This window comes from Anaerofustis sp. NSJ-163 (assembly GCF_024135845.1).
Classification (GTDB): Bacteria; Bacillota; Clostridia; order Eubacteriales; family Anaerofustaceae; genus Anaerofustis; species Anaerofustis butyriciformans.
This window is the reverse complement of the sequence record NZ_JAMYJV010000008.1, coordinates 24535-44269: the sequence shown is the minus strand read 5'-3', so window position 1 is coordinate 44269 and position 19735 is coordinate 24535. Positions and strand designations below refer to the sequence as shown.

Below are 19735 nucleotides of genomic sequence, written 5' to 3'. Positions count from 1 at the left end.
CTCTATTTTGATTTTGTTGTTTTCTCAGCTTTCGCTGTTTTTTTGCTTTTAGTTATGGTCTTTGTTTTTTTCGCAGCTTTTTTTGCAGTTGCTCTTTTTAATACCACACCGCCGATTGGAGGAAGTTTTATTTTTATAGAATTTTCCATTCCATTACATTCTTTTTTCTTCGATTTAACACGTCTTTTATTAACAACTCCTGAACCGCCAAATTCTTCATTGTCGGAATTAAATACTTCAATATAATCTCCGGCTTTTGGAACTCCAACCATAAAATTATTATATGTTTCAGGAGTAAAGTTTATTATAACTATTAAATCATCTATAGGTCTGTTTCCATGTCTTATAAAAGATATAATTGAGCGTTCATTATCATCTGCATCAATCCATGTATAACCTTCCCAAGAAGAATCTTTAACCCATAATGATTTTGTTTTCAAATAAAAATCATTTAATGTTTTTATATAATGAAGTTGTTTTTTATGCGTGTCATATTCGTCAATTAAGAACCACTCAAGTTGTTCATAATATCTCCATTCTATAAATTGACCAAATTCACTTCCCATAAAATTAAGTTTTCCGCCCGGATGTGTCATTTGATATAATGCAAGAACTCTAAGTCCCGCAAATTGTCTCCAATAATCTCCCGGCATTTTCCCAATTATTGAAGCCTTACCATGAACGACTTCATCATGAGAAAGTGGAAGAATAAAGTTTTCATTATATGTATACATCATTGAAAAAGTAATCAAATTGTGATTCCAAGGTTTAAATGGAAAATCAGTTCTAAAATAATTTAATGTATCATTCATCCAGCCCATATCCCACTTATAATGGAAACCAAGTCCCCCAACTTCAGGAGGTCTTGTAACAAGAGGCCATGCCGTACTTTCTTCTGCTATTAGCATTACATCAGGATACATTGTTCCTATTGTTTTATTCATATTTTGAACAAAATCAATGGCATCTAAGTCACCTTCCGTCCCATCAGGATTATATTTCTTTTGTGATTCGTCATCTATACCAAAATTCATATATAAAATACTACTTACACCATCAACTCTTATTCCGTCAACATGATATTTTTCAATCCAATATAGTGCATTTGAAATAAGAAAACTTCTTACTTCTCCTTTTGAGAAATCAAAATTATATGTACCCCATTGTGCATGTTCTTTTGATTCATATACTTTATCTCCGTTTAATGCGCCAAGTCCATGAGCATCTTTACAAAAATGTCCTGGAACCCAGTCTATTATTACACCTATACCGGCTTTATGGAAACTTTCAACAAGATGCATAAACTCTTTAGGAGTACCGTATCTTGAAGTCGGAGCAAAATAACCAGTTATTTGATAGCCCCAAGAACCGTCAAAAGGATGTTCCATCACAGGCATTATTTCAACATGTGTATATCCCATCTCTTTTACATAATCTACAAGCTCTTTTGACATTTCATCATAAGTATAATAGCTTCCATCTTCGTGACATCTCCAAGAACCAAGATGTACTTCATAGATATTAAGAGGTTTTGTTGTATGATTGTGTTTTAATCTTGAATTCATCCATCGTTTATCTTTCCAATCATATCCCTCAATATCAGTTGTAACAGAAGCCGTTGCCGGTTTTACTTCAGAGTAAAAAGCATATGGATCTGCTTTATATATCAGCTCGCCTTCTTTTGTTTCAATTATAAATTTATAAAGCTCGCCTTCTTTTATTCCTTCGATAAATCCAGAAAAAACACCATTTCCGTCATCATGTAAAAAGTAATCTTCTGTGTTCCAGTCATTAAAAGAACCTGCAACTCTTACGCTTTTTACATCCGGAACCCAAATTCCAAAATTAAATCCTTCTTTTCCGTCTATTTCAGCAGGATGAGCGCCTAACTTATCAAATGCTCTTAAATATGTTCCTTCTGCAAATAAATACTGTTCATCGTTTGTTAATAAAGTTTTTGACATTTGTGCGCCACCTCATATTTTTTATAATTCATTTATTAATTTTCTCATTTCACTCTTATATCCTTCAACCCCTGGTTGATCGAATGGATTAACACCTTGCATTGAAGCAGCAATACCACATGTCATTTCAAAGAAGTAAATCATTTGTCCAAGATTGTATTCATCAAGTTTTTCTATTGAAATAGTATTAATTGGAACTCCAGCTTTTTCATGAGCTAAAATAACCCCACCTTCAGCACATCTGTTAATATCTTCTAAAGTTTTTCCTGCATATGGATCTCCTGCTATTTCAGGAATAGTAAAGTTTAAGTTTGGTTCATCTATTCTAATTACTGTTTCATATACAATAGGATTACCTTGTTGTAAGAATTGACCTATTGAATGAAGGTCTCTTGAGAAGCATAAGCATGCAGGATAAGCACCTTTTCCTTCTTTTCCTTCACTTTCACCAAATAATTGTTTTATCCATTCTCCGAAATATCTTAAAGTATCTTCAAAATATTCAAATACTTCAATAACTTTTCCACTGTTTAAAAGTTCAACTCTTGAAATAGCATATTTTAAAAGTTCATCTTTCCAGCCTTCATCTTCTTCCATATCTTTAGCACCTTTTAATAATGCATCAATATCTGCACCTGCTGCAGCGATTGGAAGTAATCCTACAGGTGTAAGAACTGAATATCTTCCCCCTACGTTATCAGGAATAACAAAAGATTTGTATCCTTTTGCTTCAACTTCGGGTCTTAAAGTACCTTTTACTGCATCTGTTACAACATATATTCTCTTATCTGCTTCAGCTTCGCCGTATTTTTCAATTAATTTTTCTTTTAAAATTGAATAAGCCATTAATGGTTCAACAGTTCCGCCTGATTTAGAAATAACGCAAATACATGTTTCTTTTTCTTCCATTGCTTTTACAACTTTATTCATTGTTGTAGCTGACATATTATATCCTGCAAACATTACTTCAGGATAATCCTCTTTGCTTCCATCAAGAGCATCTATTACAGCTTGAGCTCCAAGATACGAACCACCAATACCTATAACAACAAATAAATCACATTTTTCTTTTATTTCTTTTGCTGTTTGTTTAATATCTTCAACCATATCTTTATCTATTGTTGATGGAAGATTTGCCCAACCTGTAAATTCTTGATCTCCTTTTGCAAGTTCACTTTGCCATTTACTTGCAATATCCATTGACTCCTGTTTAATTTCAATACCGTTTCTTGATAAATCTATTCTCATTTCTTATCATTCCTCCTAAAATTATAAAATTGTGTTAAAGCGATTTAAAATATCTGCTTTTCTTTCTTCTAATTTAGCTTCATCATCTTCATAGAAAGACATGTAAAGTTTTACTTTTGGTTCTGTACCGGAAGGTCTTACAATTACCCTTGTTCCGTCACCTTTTTCAATTAAAATCATATTTGTTATAGGAAGCCCTGTTCCTTCTTTGCTATAATCTTCATATTTAACTACATCTAAAAATACTTCATTTGCACTTTCTTTTGTTGAAATCTTATCCATGATACTTGATACTTGTGATATATCATCAATATCAACGCTTACAGTTATATCAACACAGTGACCAAACTCTTTATATAAACCATTTAGTACATCAAATAATGTTTTACCTTGTGCTTTATAATAAGCAGCCATTTGACAAATTAATTTTGCAGCAACAATACCGTCTTTGTCTCTTGCATATTGACCAACTAAATATCCATAACTTTCTTCAAATCCAAAAATAAATGAATCTTTTAATAAGTCAATTTGTTCACCAATCCACTTAAATCCAACAAGTGTTCTTCTAACGCTTACACCGTATTTTCCTACTACTTTATCAACCATAGGAGTACTTACTACTGATGTTACAATAGTTTTATCTTGTGGATTATCAACTCTTGAACTTATGTAATCAGCAAGCAACATTCCGATTTGATTACCTGTTAATACTTGATAATCATCACCAACTTTAATCATCATACCGGCTCTGTCACAGTCAGGGTCTGTTGCAACAATTACATCTGCATCTTTTTCTTTTGCAAGTTTAATTGCAGGACCATATACTTCATATTTTTCTGGATTAGGTGCAGGACATGTAGGGAAATTACCGTCAGGTTCTTCTTGTTCTTTCACTACATATACTTTATCAAAACCATTCATTGATAGAATTTGTTGCACAGGTTTATTACCTGAACCATTAAGAGGTGTATATACGATTGAAATATCTCTTTCACTTGACCAATCTGAAGCTTTGTTTGCTTCTTCAAAATATGCATCCATAACTTCTTTTGGAACATATTCTCCGTTCCCATTAATTGCTTCGTCAAAAGATATATATTTAACATCCTCGAAAATATCTATTCCAGCTATATTGGTTTCTATTTCGTCTGCTGTTTCGTCTAATATTTGACCACCTGTTGAAGCATAAACCTTGTATCCGTTATATTCTTTCGGATTGTGACTTGCCGTAATCATTATACCCGCATCGCATTTTAAAAATCTTGTTGCGAATGAAAGTGCGGGAACAGGCATAAGTTCACTAAACATATATGTTTTTATTCCATTTGCTGCCAAAACTCCCATTGACTCTTCGGCAAATAATCTTGAATTATTTCTGCTGTCATAACTTATTACAACTGTTGGATTATCAAAGTATTTGTTTAAATACATAGCAAGTCCCATTGTTGCTCTTCTGACAACATAAATATTCATCCTGTTTGTACCAAGTCCCATTATACCTCTAAGACCTGCAGTACCAAACTTTAATTCTTGTGAAAAAGCCGAGCTTAATTCTTCGTCACTCATCGAATTAAGTGTCTGTTTTTCACTGTCAGTAAGTAATACACTGTCCTTCCATTTTTTTACCTTTTCTAGCATATCTGTCATACTCTACACCTCTTTAAAATTTATTATTTCACACTTAAAAAGTGAAACGATTTCATATGTTAATTATAACGTTTTCATTGTAATTTTTCAAGAGTAGGTTGTATAAATACAGAATATTTACACAACTTTTACGAAACCACAAAAAATAACATATATTTTTTTTATTTACAAAAATACTGAAAACAAATAGAATGAGAAAATAAAAAAATTTTTATAATCTAGCATTTTATTTTGATTTAAAATTTTCCATAAAAATAATTGAATGAACTAAAAATCTAATAAAGTTTTTTTGTATTTATATTATAGCAGTATTATAAATATTTGTCTTAAATTTTATGTAAAAAATTAGAATAATAACAAAAATTATTTTAATTTTATTTGTTAAAACACTATATATAGTTATTATTCATATCAATACTATTATAGCTTGTATATTCCATTTTTCTAATTTTTTTTCTTATTATTTCAGATATAATTTATTTTGATTAATTTACGTTTATTTTTTACCATAAATAATAAAAAGCGATAAAAATAAATCATATTAATCAATTTTATATTTCCTACCTTTTTGATTGCAAATTTCATGAATAATATTTTATTTTTTTCATAGAATTTTGTTTGCATATTTATTTATATTAAATTAATTGTAAATCTTTTTTCTTTTTAATTATATCATAAAAATAAACTTTTGGATTATATTTATACAAACTTATGAATATATATTATATAAATATATTTGTGCTGAAAACTTTGTTTAGTAAAAAAATTTTAAGAATAAAAATAATATAAACAATTCCTTTTTATAACTTATTTTACAAGTATTTATTTTTTTTATATACACATAAATCACCTAAATATTTACTTTATTTTTTTTAATTTATGTTTTAAATGTAAATTTGCTGTTTGCGATATCAAACATATTATTTTATCTATAAATAATATAATTTATTGCAATAAAAGCACAAAATAATATAACAAAATTCCAACATTTCAAAGGTATATAAAAATTTTCAAATAACTGTACAATTTATAAAATTTTTAATATCAATACTTTTATAGGCAAAGATTTATCAATAATTTTTAAATAAACTCTTCATAACTGCATACAGTAAAATAATAAAATTTCAATGCAATTTTACCGAATGATTAATTCAATAAGTTAAACATACCCAATAATATAAAAATATGTAAAATATTTTTATATTATCTTTAAATTATTATAAATTTAAAATAACATTCATATAACAATAGAGAATTTTATATTTTTAAAGAAAACATTTGAAACTAAATGTATCAAAACATAAATATAATATAAGAAACAACATAATTAATTAAAATAAAAAAAGTTAAAAGGTTAAAATTAAAATAAAATTTATAATATATAAAATTAAAGATATCATATTAAACGTAAGGTAAAAAAAGGATATAAAAGATAAAAAAGACCATATAATAAATGATCTTTTTCATTTAAATTATTATTAAACAATTTCTTCTTTCTTTTTATTTTTTAAGTATTGTTTTACAAGATATCTCTTAACTAAGAACTGTGTTACAACACTACGAGAAATTATTCCAACAATTTTATTATCCTTGATTACCGGTATTTTCTTTATACCTGTTTCACTAAGTAATTTTAAAGCTTCTTCCATTGATGCATTAATATCAATAGTAATAGGCTTATTTGTACCTATCTCAAGTACATTTAAGTCCATAATAGAATTAAGTTTTTCTTCAAATTCATTATCTGTATTCCAAAAATAATCCATAAACATTATAGAACTATCTATAGCTGTAGGATGATGCTCATCTACTTTCATATATCTCATAATATCTCCATCTGTAATATACCCCACTGGTTTCCCTGTTTCAGATATAATAGGAGCTCCACTAATATTTTTTTCCGTAAAGAATGTTATGGCATCTCTAACCGTCTTATTTTCATTAATAGTATATATTTCATGTTCCATATACTCTGATAAGAAACCTTTGTGTTCTTTTTTTGAACCTTCTTTGTTTTTAAATTTTTCATAGTATTTATCTACATATAACATATAAATAATGAAACCAACAACATAAGCTACTACGGTTAATGCAAAACCATTAGATAGTCCTATGCTTTCCTGCATAAAACCCATTAATAAAGAACCAATACCAATATCATATGATAATAGATATGTTGCATTTGCTACTCCCCTCTTTGGTGCTGGTGTAGTACCGGTAACAAAGGACTGGAATAAAGGTTGTAATATACCATAACCAAGACCAAAGAAAAATCCCGCTAAAAGTAAATGTATACCTGTATTTAAGAATTTATAACTAACCATTGTTAATATTAAAATTAATAAACTAATATACACTAATACTTTATGTTTTCCTGCATCAATCATTTTTTGTGTAGATAGTTTTGATAAAAGCATTCCTACAACAAGGAAAATATAAAAATAAGGAAGAAATCCTGTTAAATTCTTTTCTCCCGCTAAAATTGATGAATATGCTATAACTGCTCCATATGGAATCATAAGGAACATCATATTAAACATAAATGGAAAAGCAGGTTTATAAATTGTATCTTTTAGTGCAAATTTCTTTCTTTCTACTTTAGGATATTTTATTTTACAGCATAGCACACATATTAAGGCTACAACTGTTATTGCAAAAACAGTAAGAAATGAAGCTTTACTGCTTAAATAGTTTTGAACTTGAATACCTACAAAAGGACCAACTGCCATACCAATTGAAATTGTAAATGCAAATCTACTTATTCCCTCTGTAATCTTTGAAGGTGGCAAAACATCGCTGGCAAGAGTCATTGTTGCCGAACCACAAACAGAATAAACAGCACCCATATATAAACGTATTACAATTAGTGCAGCAAACATTGGAAATAAAATAAAACTTGGGAAAGATAAGCAAAATAGTGCCAAAAACAAAACATATATAAGATAACGGTTAAAGTTATCAAGTAAATATCCGGCTATTGGACGAAACAAGATTGTTGCAACCGACATAGCAGTTAGTACAATACCAACTTTTGAACCGGTTATCCCTATTTGTTGACAATATACCGGAATAATAGGTATAGAAGCATAAAAGGCCGCTAAAACCAAAAGATTAGTAATAAATAATAAAATAAAATTTTTATTCCATATTTTTGTTATTTTTTCCATATAATGCACTCCTTTTTTGTCAAAATATAATATAGTGGCAATTGCCACTAAAAAATATTTGCAAATATTATATGAACCAACTATAATATTTAATATATAACTGGAGGATTTTTATGTTTGTATTATGGATAACCCTTTTAAATTTATATCTATACTATATAGAAAATCACATATGTTTCTTAATAAGAACTGTGCAAAATACGATTTAACGGCACCTCAAGCTGTTATTATTTTAATTATTTGTGACTTTGAAAAAATAACTCAAGATGAAATAACAAAAAAAATAGGACTTGATAAAAGTGTAGTTGCTAAAACTTTAAATAAAATGGAAGAAAGAGGTTTTGTTGAAAGAACGACAAATATAAAAGATAAAAGAAAATATGATATTAAACCAACAAATAAAGCTTTAGAAGTATACCCTTTTGTAAAAGAACAAGTTAAAATATGTTTTGATAGAATGACAGATAAAATGACAAAAGAAGAAAAAAACGAATTTAAAAAACTTTTACTCCTTGCTGCGAATTCAACCATATCAATGGACGAATAAAAAACACTCTATATAAGAGTGTTTTTTAATTCATATTATTTATTATTTGTTTAAGTGAATCTTTAACATTATATAAATCTATAAATTCAACATTTATTCTTGCGCCATCATTTGAAGAAAATCTTATTTTTTTATTCTCATCTATGTTTGGCGTAAGAGGATATAGTAATGTTACATTCCTAGAATCATATTTTTTATTATAAGCATACATTTGATAAATATCAGATTGTGATATACCATAATTACTAAATTTTTTTGATAAAAGTTTCCACTTTGTATCCATTACATAAATATAATTATTAATCTTATCTTTTAAAACAATATCAGGTTTTATTAAGAATTTCTTTTGAGGCTCTTCAAATAAATGATATCTGCCATCTTGAAAAGAGATAGAGTATTTATTATTACTAATTACTAATTTTAATTGTTTTGCAATATATTTTTCAAATAATTTTTCCATTGGGAATAATAAAGCAAAAGATATTTTAGAACCTGAGAAAGAAGTAAAACTTTTACCAAAAAGGAAAATTTCACTCCACATTATAGCTCTTTCATAATATTTTTTATTCCTGTCTATAACTAAATTATCAAAATCAACTTTTGAATATACTTTAAGTGTACTAACATTCTCAAAATTATTTAAAAGAATTTTTATATCTTTTTTGTTTTTTGATGAAGATGTAAATTTATATAAATATAATAAAGTTTCTTTTATAATTCTGTTTTCAATACAATTAGTATTATAGTCATTATAACGAACAAAAAATCTTTCTTTATGTATTAAATTATATTTAATTTGTTTTGAGAAATCTATTTTACCCTTTAAAAACGGTTTATTTTCTGATATTCTTTGGTAATCACTTTTTATTCCTCTTTTTACAATATAAAAAACTTCATCAATAAACATTCTTATAAATATTTCAAATATGCTCATTTTTGAAATATCCATATTAGACATTTGAAAGTTTTTATATGGGAATTCTTTAAATGATTTCAGCATATCGATAAAAAGCTTTTTTGTCTTTTGTTCATTCTCTTCTTCTTTTGAATAAATTTTAGGAAGTATCTCTATAATAGTTCCGTCGTTCATTGTAATCATACCAACATAGTTTTGGGCTGTAATAATTTTCCCTACACCCCTTTGAACCGAAAGCTTCATAATATCAAGGGTTTGAGTATATTTAAAAGAATTTGATAGTATAAAATTTTCTAAATCATCAAAAGTATCATCAGGTAGAGAAATATATCCTTTAACATCTCTATCTTTTGAGAACGAACCATATTCTTTAATTTGATATATCTTTTTCATATAAATTTTACTTCTTTCAACTTATATCATCTTATAAGCATTAATATTTTCAAATGCTTCTTCATTAATTTCATATATATAAGGTATATCTATATCAATATCTACATTATTTCCAAACAACATATTATAATCATAATATTTCTTAACAATAAATTTTTCTTCATCGTTTTTATTGTTATCCCCAAGAATTAAACCAATCTTTTCATAATCTTCATAAAAATACTCTTGTAATAACGGAATAATATTCTTTTTAAATATCATTGATAAAGTATTCAAATCAGGATTATTTATAAGTGGAATAAAGTATGAATGACCAATCATATGTTCTCTGTCATATAATGTCGCTATTCTCATATTTATCTTTTTAAGCATATCTTTAATAGAAACACCCTCCACATATACGTCCTTTAAAACCTCTTCATTTGGTAATACTTCAACAAAATCAAAACGACGTCTAAGAGCAGTATCAATAAGAGCAATAGAACGATCGGCAGTGTTCATCGTTCCAAGTATGTATATATTATCTAAAACTCCAAAAAGTTTCTTTGAATAAGGTAATCTTAGTTTTAATTCTTCTTTAGCGCCTATTCTTTTACTTTCTTCAATAAGAGTAATAAGTTCCCCAAATATGCTTGAAATATTACCTCTGTTTATTTCATCAATTATAAAAACAAAATTTCTTTTTTCTTTTTTAGAATGTAACAATATATCCGAATATTTTGAAATAATATTTATTACGTCTGACAAGGAAATATTTAATTTATATACAGAAGCTAATGTCAAGGAACAGCCATTATTTATATCAACAATATTTTCTTTTATCCCTTTTACTATCCATTTCACTTTTCTTAAGCGTTTATATTTTTCATATTCATCATGCCATTCATATTCCCCGCTTACAATACCAATAGCATCAATTGTGGTAGAACTATAACAAGATAAAACAATATCCCCTACTTTCATTTTGGAAATAAATGCATTTAAAACATTCTTACCTCCAAATTCAAATTTAGTTTCATCTTCTATATTTTCACCATAAGAATCATATCCAATTCTTATATGACCATTTTCCATACATTCGCTTCTTGTTCTGTTTTCACCAGTCCCCTCTAAGGAAACTTTCCATATTTCAGGCGAACTATTTAATTCTAAATTAAAATTTAAATTATTTAGAGAAGCTGTTTCTGCTTTATCGCAAAAAGCCTTAAAAACACCCGGTTCAATTTTATAATTCACATCACTATTTTCATCTTCATCATTATTAATAATCGGTTTTATACCCTCTATAAATTCTTCATATCCATAAGATTGATGAAATGTTGTAAATTCAATTAACCCATCTGATTTATACTGATTATATCTTTTAAAAACTTCTTCATATTTTTCACTTTTTATATCAGTCAATTTTTTATTTTCTATTATTGCAACTGCATATAATACAGTATTATATGTTTTACCTGTTCCTGGAGGTCCATATAAAATAGTATTTTTTCTTATATCTGTTACTTGCATATTCTTTTCTTCTTTCATTCTACCTTTAGGTAAATTTTCATTTTCACAAAATGGTGAAATATCTGATAAATCTATTTCATTTAATGCTTCTCTTAATTCTTTCCTTATGGAGTAAACAAAATTATCAGCATTATTTTCATTTGTTTTTTTACCTACAAAAGGAATTACATATATTCTTTCTTTACCATTCTCTATGTAATTTTCTAAATTAAAGTATTTTTTTGCATTTTTACCAAGCCCTAACGTAGCCTTTACATAATAATCCAAATTTCCTCCATAATTTTCTATTAATACATCACACGAAGCTTCCCCACCTAATTTCATTATTCCTTTTAACATTTTTATTGAGGATGAATTTGACGGTTTTTCAATTTCAGTAATATATTTTTTCCATTGTTCTTTTGTAATATTTGGATTATATTCTTCGATATTTTGATAAGATTTAATATCTTTAACTATATTATTTTTTTTGTTATTGTAATCAGTCCATGCAAAAGAAGATAATTCAACAAAGTTTTTAAATTGATATTTTCCACTTTTTAAATTAGCAGAAATATTATCAATCAAATATAGATAATCTTGTCCCATTGGCATCTTTCTTAATCCATCTGTTATGTAATGTACTTTTTTATCAATAATATCACATGATAAAATGTATTCTCTATTCACTAAATCTAAACTTATATATGTATTGGGACGAATCCAAAATAATCCCATTGTAATATTCCAATATACACCATATTGCTTTATTACATTATTATAAGCAATAATAAAATCATTTCTCGTTTTATCATTTTTATTATCTGCGTAATTAATTCCCGCTTCAAACATATTCCAAAGCCCGTCTATATCTCCTGCTCCTCTCTTTTCAATAAAAGAGAAGAAAGATGCTTTACGATTATTCATATATGGAACTCCATCAAAGTCTAAAGGAATATTACTTTTAACTCCAAATTCTTTTGATATACCTTCTAAAATTAGTTTCCTGTTACTATCTTTTATTCCCTTATTAAAAAGACCAAAAACTGAAAAAGGATCGATATCTATAATGTCTTTATTTTTTTCAAATGTAGGAAATTTAATATATTGTTCATTCTCTCTATATATTTTTTTCAACTTATCTATAAGAACATTTCTATTATTTTTATAATTTAATAAAACTGAAGCAAATTCCATATAAAAATTTATCCATGTTAAACCGATTTTATTATCCATATTATTTCTCCTTATGATAACTTATCACCTGTTATAAAAAATTTTATCACAACAAAATATCAAACTCAATTATATATACTTACAAATAAAAACAAAAAATAAAAAACTTCCTAAAATATTAAATTTTAAGAAGTTTTTTTATTATACTTCGACTATTACCTTGCTCCCACCCGTTTTTTCTTTTTTTACTATAATCTGCTTATCAATTTTTTCTCTTAGTTCGCTTACATGAGAAATTATCCCTACAAGCCTGTTACCTTCACATAATGATGAAAGTGTTCTTATAGCCTGAGATAAAGATTCTTCATCAAGAGAACCGAAACCCTCATCAACAAACATTGTATCAAGTTTTATTCCTCCTGCAGAGGACTGTATTTCATCACATAATCCAAGTGCCAAACATAACGACGCCTTAAAAGATTCCCCTCCTGATAATGATTTTACATCTCTTTTTGAGCCGTTATAATGGTCTATTACATCAAGTTCCAATCCGCTTTGCTTTCTTTTATTATCAGCAGAAGTTTTTCTTATTAATTCATACTGTCCCGAAGTCATACTGATTAATCTAATATTTGCCCTGTTAATTATTCTGTCAAAATATGCCATTTGTATATATGTTTCAAGCATTATCTTTTCTTTACCTGTTAAAGTTCCGTTTGCAGTACTGCTTAATGCGTTTAACCATTTATATTTTTCTTCAACCTTTTCTTGTTCTTTAAGCTTTGATTGTATTTTTTCTAAATATGAAGAATTAATTTCTTTTGTTAGGTTAATATTTTTTTGCTTATTTTGTAAATTTTGTTTTTCTGTTTTTAAATATGTTTGTTTTTCTTCTTCTTTTGTTATATCAACATCTTCACTATTTTTTATAATTTCTTTATTAGTATCTATTTTTATTTTTATCTCATCAATACTTCTTTTACAATCTTCAAATGCTTCATTTGTTTCTTTATAATTTTCTTCAATAGATTTTTTAGTTTGTTCTAAACTTTTTTTTGTTTTTAAAGCATGATTTTTATTCTCATATTTAAGATTACCTTTTAAGTTATCTATTCTTTGAGAAATATTTTTTAGCATAGTTTCATCGGTAAGTTTTGAATTTATAATGTTTTGAATTTCATCTTTTAACTTCGTTAAGTTATCTTTGTTTTTTTGAAGTGACTGATTAAGTTTTTCTTTTGTTGTTTCTTTATCTTCTATATCACTTATTTTATCTAATACTTCATTTAAAAGATTATCTACATCATCTTTCTTTTCTTCTAAAGATTTACCATTTAAAATGTCATTTGAAAGTTTATTTAATCTTTCTTCAATTTCTTTTAAGGAACCTTTTACCTCTCCTGCTTTTTCACTGGCTTTTCTTTCTTCTTCTTGTGCTTTTTCAAATTCACTTTTTAGTTTTTCAAGTTCTTCTTTTGTAGGAGCATTAAACTCTTGTTTTGCAGGATTTGGATGAGAAGTTGAACCACATACAGGACAAGGCTCATTTTCTATTAAGTTCTTAGCTAAAATACCTGCTTGTTCATCGAGATAAGCTCTGTTTCCTTTATCGTACTTTTCCTTTAAAGCTCGTGCCTTTTCGGATTTTATTTTGTAATCTTTAAGCAGATTTTCATATGTTTCTTTTGTTTTATCAAAGTTTTCTTTATCATTTATGATAGTATCAATATCTTTTTTTTCTTCTTCTAATTTTGACTTCTTCTCAATATATTTACTTTTATTTTTTATTATTTCGTCTATACTTCTTATTTCTTCTTCTATATTCTTTATATCTTCTTCCAACTTATCTTTACTTAAAGATTTTTTATTAAATAATTTATCATTATCATCTATTCTATTTCTTATATTTTCTTCTTCATTTATATTTTTTTCAAGCTCATCATAATCATCAAGCTTGATTTCAATTTGTGTAATTTCATTTAATATGTCATCTCTCTTATCGTATTCTTTCTTTGCTTCTTCAACTTTTAAACTTAATTTATTTTTTTCTTCTTCTTTTTTAAGAAGATCTTGTTCTGATTTTTTAATGCTTTTCTTAGCATCCATAAGAGTTTTAGCTTTTGTAAGAATTTTTGTAATTTCTTCTATTTCACCATCTATTTTATCTAGTTCACTTTGACATTTTTTTTCTTCTTCTTCACTATTATTTATATTATCTTTTATTAACGGAATAACATCTATAAATGGAGCTTCATCATTTTTTATCTTTTCTATTGTTAAATAAAGATTCTCATCCTCTTCACATTTTATTCCATCAATATACTGCATAATAGTACTTTTCAAGCTGTTATACTTTTTATTTATTTCTAAAAAATCCTCTTTTATTTTTTCTTGAAGTAAATTATATTTTTGTGTCTTAAATAATTTTTGAAAAATCTGTTTTCTTTCATCCGTAGAAGAATTTAATAATTTTAAGAAGTCCCCTTGTGCAATCATAACAATTTGAGTAAATTGATGATAATCAACACCTAAAATATCTATAACAGCATCATTTACTTCTTTGGGTTTATCTATTGTTTTACCGTTTGGTAAATATAGTTCTGCACTTGCCTTTTGAGTCGTAAACCCATCTCCTCTGCTTTTAGGTCTAACATATTCGGGATTTCTTTTTATATAATAGTCTTTACCGGAGTATGTAAAACTTAGTGCAACACTTGTTGGTGTGCTTTCAAGTGCATATTTTGAACGAAACATGCTTGCATCTCTGTTTTCTCCGCTGGCTCTTCCATATAATGCATATGTTATTGCATCAAAAATAGTTGTTTTGCCTGCACCGGTATCACCTGTTATTAAATATAGTCCGTTTTCCCCAAGTTTATCAAAATCAATTTCAACTTTATTTGAATATGGACCAAAAGCTGACATTATAAGTTTAGTTGGTCTCATTAATCATTCCCCCATATTTCTTCAATCGTATTTTTAATATAATTATTCTGTTCTTCATTCATACTTTGGTTATTCTGCTGTTTATAAAAATCCGAGAATAATTCAAAAGGAGAAAAACTTTCTATATTTTCAATTTCTTTAATCTTATTTGAAGTTCTCGTTCTCATGTTATCATAGTCAACTTTCATTATATTATGATAAACTGCTCTAAGTTTTGTTATAACATCAGGTATATCCTCTTCATCTGTAAGAATAATATGCATATAATCTTCCCTGTAAGATGTATCCTTATAAAAATTAAGTCGCATAATATCATTATATTTTCCCTTTATTTCTACCATATCCCTTAAAGGTTTAAAAGGAACGATTTTAATGCTTATATTATTCTTTTCCTTAATATCTATAATCGTTGCACTTTTTTTATCCTTAGCTTCCGAAAATGAATATTTAAGTGGTGTTCCCGAGTATCTAACTCTTTCTGATTTACAATTTTGAGGACGGTGTATATGTCCTAAAGCTGTATAATCAAACTTATCAAAATTCGATACATCTATATTATCGCTTCCACCTACTGATATTTCTTCTGAATCTGTTCTTTCTGCTCCCGTTACAAATTGATGTGTAATCATTATATTTCTTTCGTTTGTATCTATTTTAAGATTATCTATTACTGTTTTTACAGCATCATTATATGTATTTATTACCTTATCTTCATAAACCTTACGAACATTTAACGGTTTTATAAAAGGTAACATCCATACATTTATTTTCCCGTATTCATCATTTAATTCTATTTCACTAATTTCTCCGTTATATACAGGAGAAAAATATATTTTACTTTTACGCATAAATGAATTACCAAAGGCAATACGCTCCGGTGAATCGTGATTCCCGCTTATTACAAATACATAAAGATTTCTATTTTCAAGTTCTTCAAGAAAATCATTAAATAACTCAACCGCATCTACAGGAGGTACACTTTTATCATATACATCTCCTGCAATTATTACACTTTCAATATTTTCATTATCTATAATTTCTAATATGTTATTTATAATATATTTTTGATCTTCAATCATTGAATAACCGTTTACTTTTTTCCCTAAATGAAGATCCGACAAATGCATAAATTTCATTTCTTACTCCCAAATAAAATTATTTTAAACCTTAATCATTTTCATTCTATAAATTTTATAATAACATAAAAATAAGTTGTTACTAAATAAAAATATCAAGTAACAACTTAAAATTATTTTAGGTTTTTTTAGAAATATTAAGTAACACATAACCTATTATTTTATTATCAAGTAATATTTATAAATAAGGTTAATCAATATAGTTTATAATGCATATGTCTTTATATCTTAAAACTATACTCCTATTTTATGGTTAAATAAATAAGAAAATAATATTAACGCACCAATAAACATTAATTTATATTATTACTTTTGTACTTAACTTATTTGATAAGATATATTATAATTAGTTTTAGTAAAATATATAATGCTCTTATTATAAAAATAACAATACCTATATTAAAGGATTTTAAAGATAGATTATGAAAGAGTTAGATGTAGTAAAACTTATTAAAGAATTTAATGGTCTTCCCGTTGGAACTAAAGGTGCAATTGTTTTAGAATATGATGGCACTTATTATGAGGTTGAATTCTTCGATTCAAATGGTGATACCATTGGTGTCTTTACTACCCCATGTAATGCATTAGAACTTGTGATTTCAAACTAATATAAAACATTATAAAAACATGGCAGCAACAAATTCTATGCGCCGTGTTTTTTCATCTATTTACAAAAACAAATCGACTTCAAAGTCTAACATTATTTTTTAATTTTCACAAAAATTGTACTTTAATTAGAATTTTTCTTTTTATATTTAATGTTCGCAAGCTATATAGAGTGTAAATATTGTATGATTAATAATCTTTAGCATAACATTTCAAATCTAACATAAATATATATTGAAAGTCCTTAGTTTGCCATTATTTAATTTTCATACTTTTAATTGAATACCTATTTTTATTATCATTTCTTACAATTTATCTATGTATTTGAATATTTAAAATATGAATTTTATTTATTCTTTTAACAAGTTCTTCTACATTTGCCTAACTTTTTTATCAAGAGTAATTTCTATATTTTGCGGCTTATTATTTGATATCATGCTTATATATTGGGTTGTTTTGGTATATAACTTTTTTATTTAAACTCATCTATACTTTTATACATTATTTTAATTTTATCAACTATTTTTTCACAGTGATAATGTCCTAAATACCATCTTTTATATTTTAGTTTATTTTCTATTTCATTAAGCCATTTTTCAGTAGATTTATCAACACTTTTTTGATTAATAAATGGAAGAAAATACTCTACAGGCTCATATTTTAAAGAGGATGTATGAGATAAAACATAATCAACTTCCCAATTTGCTTTATTTAGATTATTTTCCACATGTTCTTTTATTTTTTCACTTGGTTGTTCTGATTTAAACCAGTTTAAACCGTTCTTTAGTCTATAATCTTTATCAACACTATATGCACCGCCAATAACAATCACTTTCTTACCATCAAAATCATAGATTTCTCCATCTTTTGCAAATAATAAATTAGGGTAATCTTCTTCATAATATACAATACCATTTTTCCATATCTTCTCTTTGTAACTATTAATATTACTTGCTCTTTCTTCATGGTTACCGTGAATACAGAAAAATGTTATATTTGCCTGTAATAACATATTTTTTATCATATAACTTCTTTCATCTTGATAATAATTAATACCGCTATCCCCTAATATTATCATTACATCATCTATATTCGTCATATGTTCAAAAGTAAAATAAATTAAGTCTTCTAAATTTCCGTGTCTATCTCCTGTTATATAGTACATTTTTTGTTCCTTTTTATTTTTACATTCTTTTGTGTTGAAATATAAATCAATTTATTATATACGATTATATTTTAATCATAATCAAATTTCTTTGTGTTAAATACAAATACATCCTTTCCATCATATTTTTCATAAATTTTATATATAGTTTTAAATTCTGAAATAGTAATAGCATGATTTCCTAAAACACTTGTAATAGCAATGCCTGGCATACCAGGTGCATATAATCTATTGTTTAAATTAATATATACCCAAGAACATCCACTATAATACCCATGTTTATCCCATTTAGAAAATCCATTATCATTAAGCCATTTAGTAAAAGTATCATTACCATCAATTGCTTTATCATAAACAAGAAAAGCAGCACTTCCATCACTTATTCTATTTTCGCTCATAAAAACCTCTTTTTATATAATATGTTTAGAACTTCCTTTTGCTTTTATATATTTTAAAAACTAAAATTTTCATTTCACGTTTTTATCGTTAGAAAGTTAAAACACTAAAAACCTAAAAGAATAGGTATAAAAATAAAAAAATAATTTCAAATTTAATTATTTTCTATAATATATTTAATATATCCTCTCAATTCGGATAAAGGATGTTCAGGAAACATTAAATCATATTCTGGTTTCTCTGATATATTCATTAGATAACCTTGAATATAGTTTTTATCATATGGATCATACATCCATTCATCAAACGGATTGTTCAAGTTAATATTCTCCATTACAGTTGTATAAATTATATTATCCCTATATCCGGTAATTCCTTCTTCACAAAAAGACCCATTAATTAACCACACTTCATCATTCACTTTAATATTTAAATTTAATGTATATTCAACTCCAAACTGAAGATCATTATAAACTTGTTTTTTATGCTTTATAATAGTGTAAATAATTTTTTTTCTTAACTTAGTTGTGGCTGTTGATACCTCTATTATACCAGTGTTATCATCCATTGAGTCATGTAAAGAATCAATTACAGATTGAACATCATCGAAAGGCATAGAGATTTCATCATTCACTTTAAAACAAAGAAGTAAAGCATTGGTACAATTTGTATTCAAACAAAATAGAATTGTACCTTTAGGTAATCCCATTTTTTTTATAACATTTTTTTTCAACGTAATATAATTTTCAGGTATAAATTTAAAATAATTTAATTCATTTACCTCTTTTCTATTTCTATATATTTTAAGATTTTTATTAAAAATATTTATTCCCATATTTCACCTGATTCATGTTAATTTACAAAATAATCTACAACTTCATCACAACTATATAAAATTCCATCTAGTGGAACATCTATATCTTTTACAAACTTTACT

The 19735-nt window shown here is 26.5% G+C and carries 13 protein-coding genes; 2 read left to right on the top strand and 11 right to left on the bottom strand.

Going from position 1 to position 19735, the window contains the following annotated elements; genetic code table 11:
- Positions 1–2: 2 nt before the first annotated feature.
- From glgB to M6G78_RS10110, 4 genes are all read right to left on the bottom strand, one after another.
- Positions 3–1964: a 1,4-alpha-glucan branching protein GlgB gene (gene glgB, locus M6G78_RS10125; RefSeq protein ID WP_253230310.1), complete on the bottom strand. Its 1962-nt coding sequence runs from the start codon at positions 1962–1964 to the stop codon at positions 3–5.
- 21 nt (positions 1965–1985) lie between these two features.
- The gene (locus M6G78_RS10120; RefSeq protein WP_138269078.1) at positions 1986–3212 is read right to left on the bottom strand and encodes a glucose-6-phosphate isomerase; all 1227 of its coding nucleotides are present in this window, start codon (positions 3210–3212) and stop codon (positions 1986–1988) included.
- A 21-nt stretch (positions 3213–3233) separates the two neighbouring features.
- On the bottom strand, positions 3234–4859 hold the full coding sequence (locus tag M6G78_RS10115) for a phospho-sugar mutase (RefSeq protein ID WP_253230309.1): 1626 nt from the start codon (positions 4857–4859) through the stop codon (positions 3234–3236).
- Positions 4860–6337: 1478 nt separating this feature from the next.
- Positions 6338–8026, bottom strand: a complete 1689-nt coding sequence (locus tag M6G78_RS10110) for an MFS transporter (RefSeq protein WP_253230308.1) — start codon at positions 8024–8026, stop codon at positions 6338–6340.
- Positions 8027–8198: 172 nt separating this feature from the next.
- On the opposite strand from M6G78_RS10110, the gene M6G78_RS10105 reads away from it, so the two are divergent.
- Positions 8199–8573: a MarR family winged helix-turn-helix transcriptional regulator gene (locus tag M6G78_RS10105; RefSeq protein ID WP_253230307.1), complete on the top strand. Its 375-nt coding sequence runs from the start codon at positions 8199–8201 to the stop codon at positions 8571–8573.
- Positions 8574–8598: 25 nt separating this feature from the next.
- Here M6G78_RS10105 and M6G78_RS10100 read toward each other — a convergent pair whose 3' ends face one another.
- The 4 genes from M6G78_RS10100 to M6G78_RS10085 all read right to left on the bottom strand — a co-directional run bounded on the left by M6G78_RS10100 (position 8599) and on the right by M6G78_RS10085 (position 16631).
- Positions 8599–9882 carry an McrC family protein gene (locus tag M6G78_RS10100; protein WP_253230306.1) on the bottom strand — a complete coding sequence of 428 codons (1284 nt, stop codon included), beginning with the start codon at positions 9880–9882 and terminating at the stop codon, positions 8599–8601.
- A gap of 21 nt (positions 9883–9903) precedes the next feature.
- Positions 9904–12609, bottom strand: coding sequence for an AAA family ATPase (locus M6G78_RS10095; RefSeq protein WP_253230305.1), 2706 nt, complete (start codon positions 12607–12609; stop codon positions 9904–9906).
- A gap of 141 nt (positions 12610–12750) precedes the next feature.
- Complete coding sequence (locus M6G78_RS10090) at positions 12751–15495, bottom strand: AAA family ATPase (protein ID WP_253230304.1); 2745 nt, start codon at positions 15493–15495, stop codon at positions 12751–12753.
- Positions 15495–16631 carry an exonuclease SbcCD subunit D gene (locus M6G78_RS10085; protein WP_253230303.1) on the bottom strand — a complete coding sequence of 379 codons (1137 nt, stop codon included), beginning with the start codon at positions 16629–16631 and terminating at the stop codon, positions 15495–15497. Before M6G78_RS10085 ends, M6G78_RS10090 begins: the two co-directional genes overlap by 1 nt.
- A gap of 422 nt (positions 16632–17053) precedes the next feature.
- Between M6G78_RS10085 and M6G78_RS10080 the strand changes: the two genes are divergently transcribed.
- Positions 17054–17239, top strand: coding sequence for a DUF4926 domain-containing protein (locus M6G78_RS10080; protein WP_138269480.1), 186 nt, complete (start codon positions 17054–17056; stop codon positions 17237–17239).
- Positions 17240–17709: 470 nt separating this feature from the next.
- Here M6G78_RS10080 and M6G78_RS10075 read toward each other — a convergent pair whose 3' ends face one another.
- From M6G78_RS10075 to M6G78_RS10065, 3 genes are all read right to left on the bottom strand, one after another.
- The gene (locus tag M6G78_RS10075; protein ID WP_138269479.1) at positions 17710–18402 is read right to left on the bottom strand and encodes a metallophosphoesterase; all 693 of its coding nucleotides are present in this window, start codon (positions 18400–18402) and stop codon (positions 17710–17712) included.
- Between the two features lie 71 nt (positions 18403–18473).
- On the bottom strand, positions 18474–18800 hold the full coding sequence (locus tag M6G78_RS10070; RefSeq protein WP_138269478.1) for a hypothetical protein: 327 nt from the start codon (positions 18798–18800) through the stop codon (positions 18474–18476).
- A 152-nt stretch (positions 18801–18952) separates the two neighbouring features.
- Positions 18953–19633 (bottom strand): hypothetical protein, encoded by a 681-nt coding sequence (locus M6G78_RS10065; RefSeq protein WP_138269477.1) that lies wholly within the window; start codon positions 19631–19633, stop codon positions 18953–18955.
- Between the last annotated feature and the right edge of the window lie 102 nt (positions 19634–19735).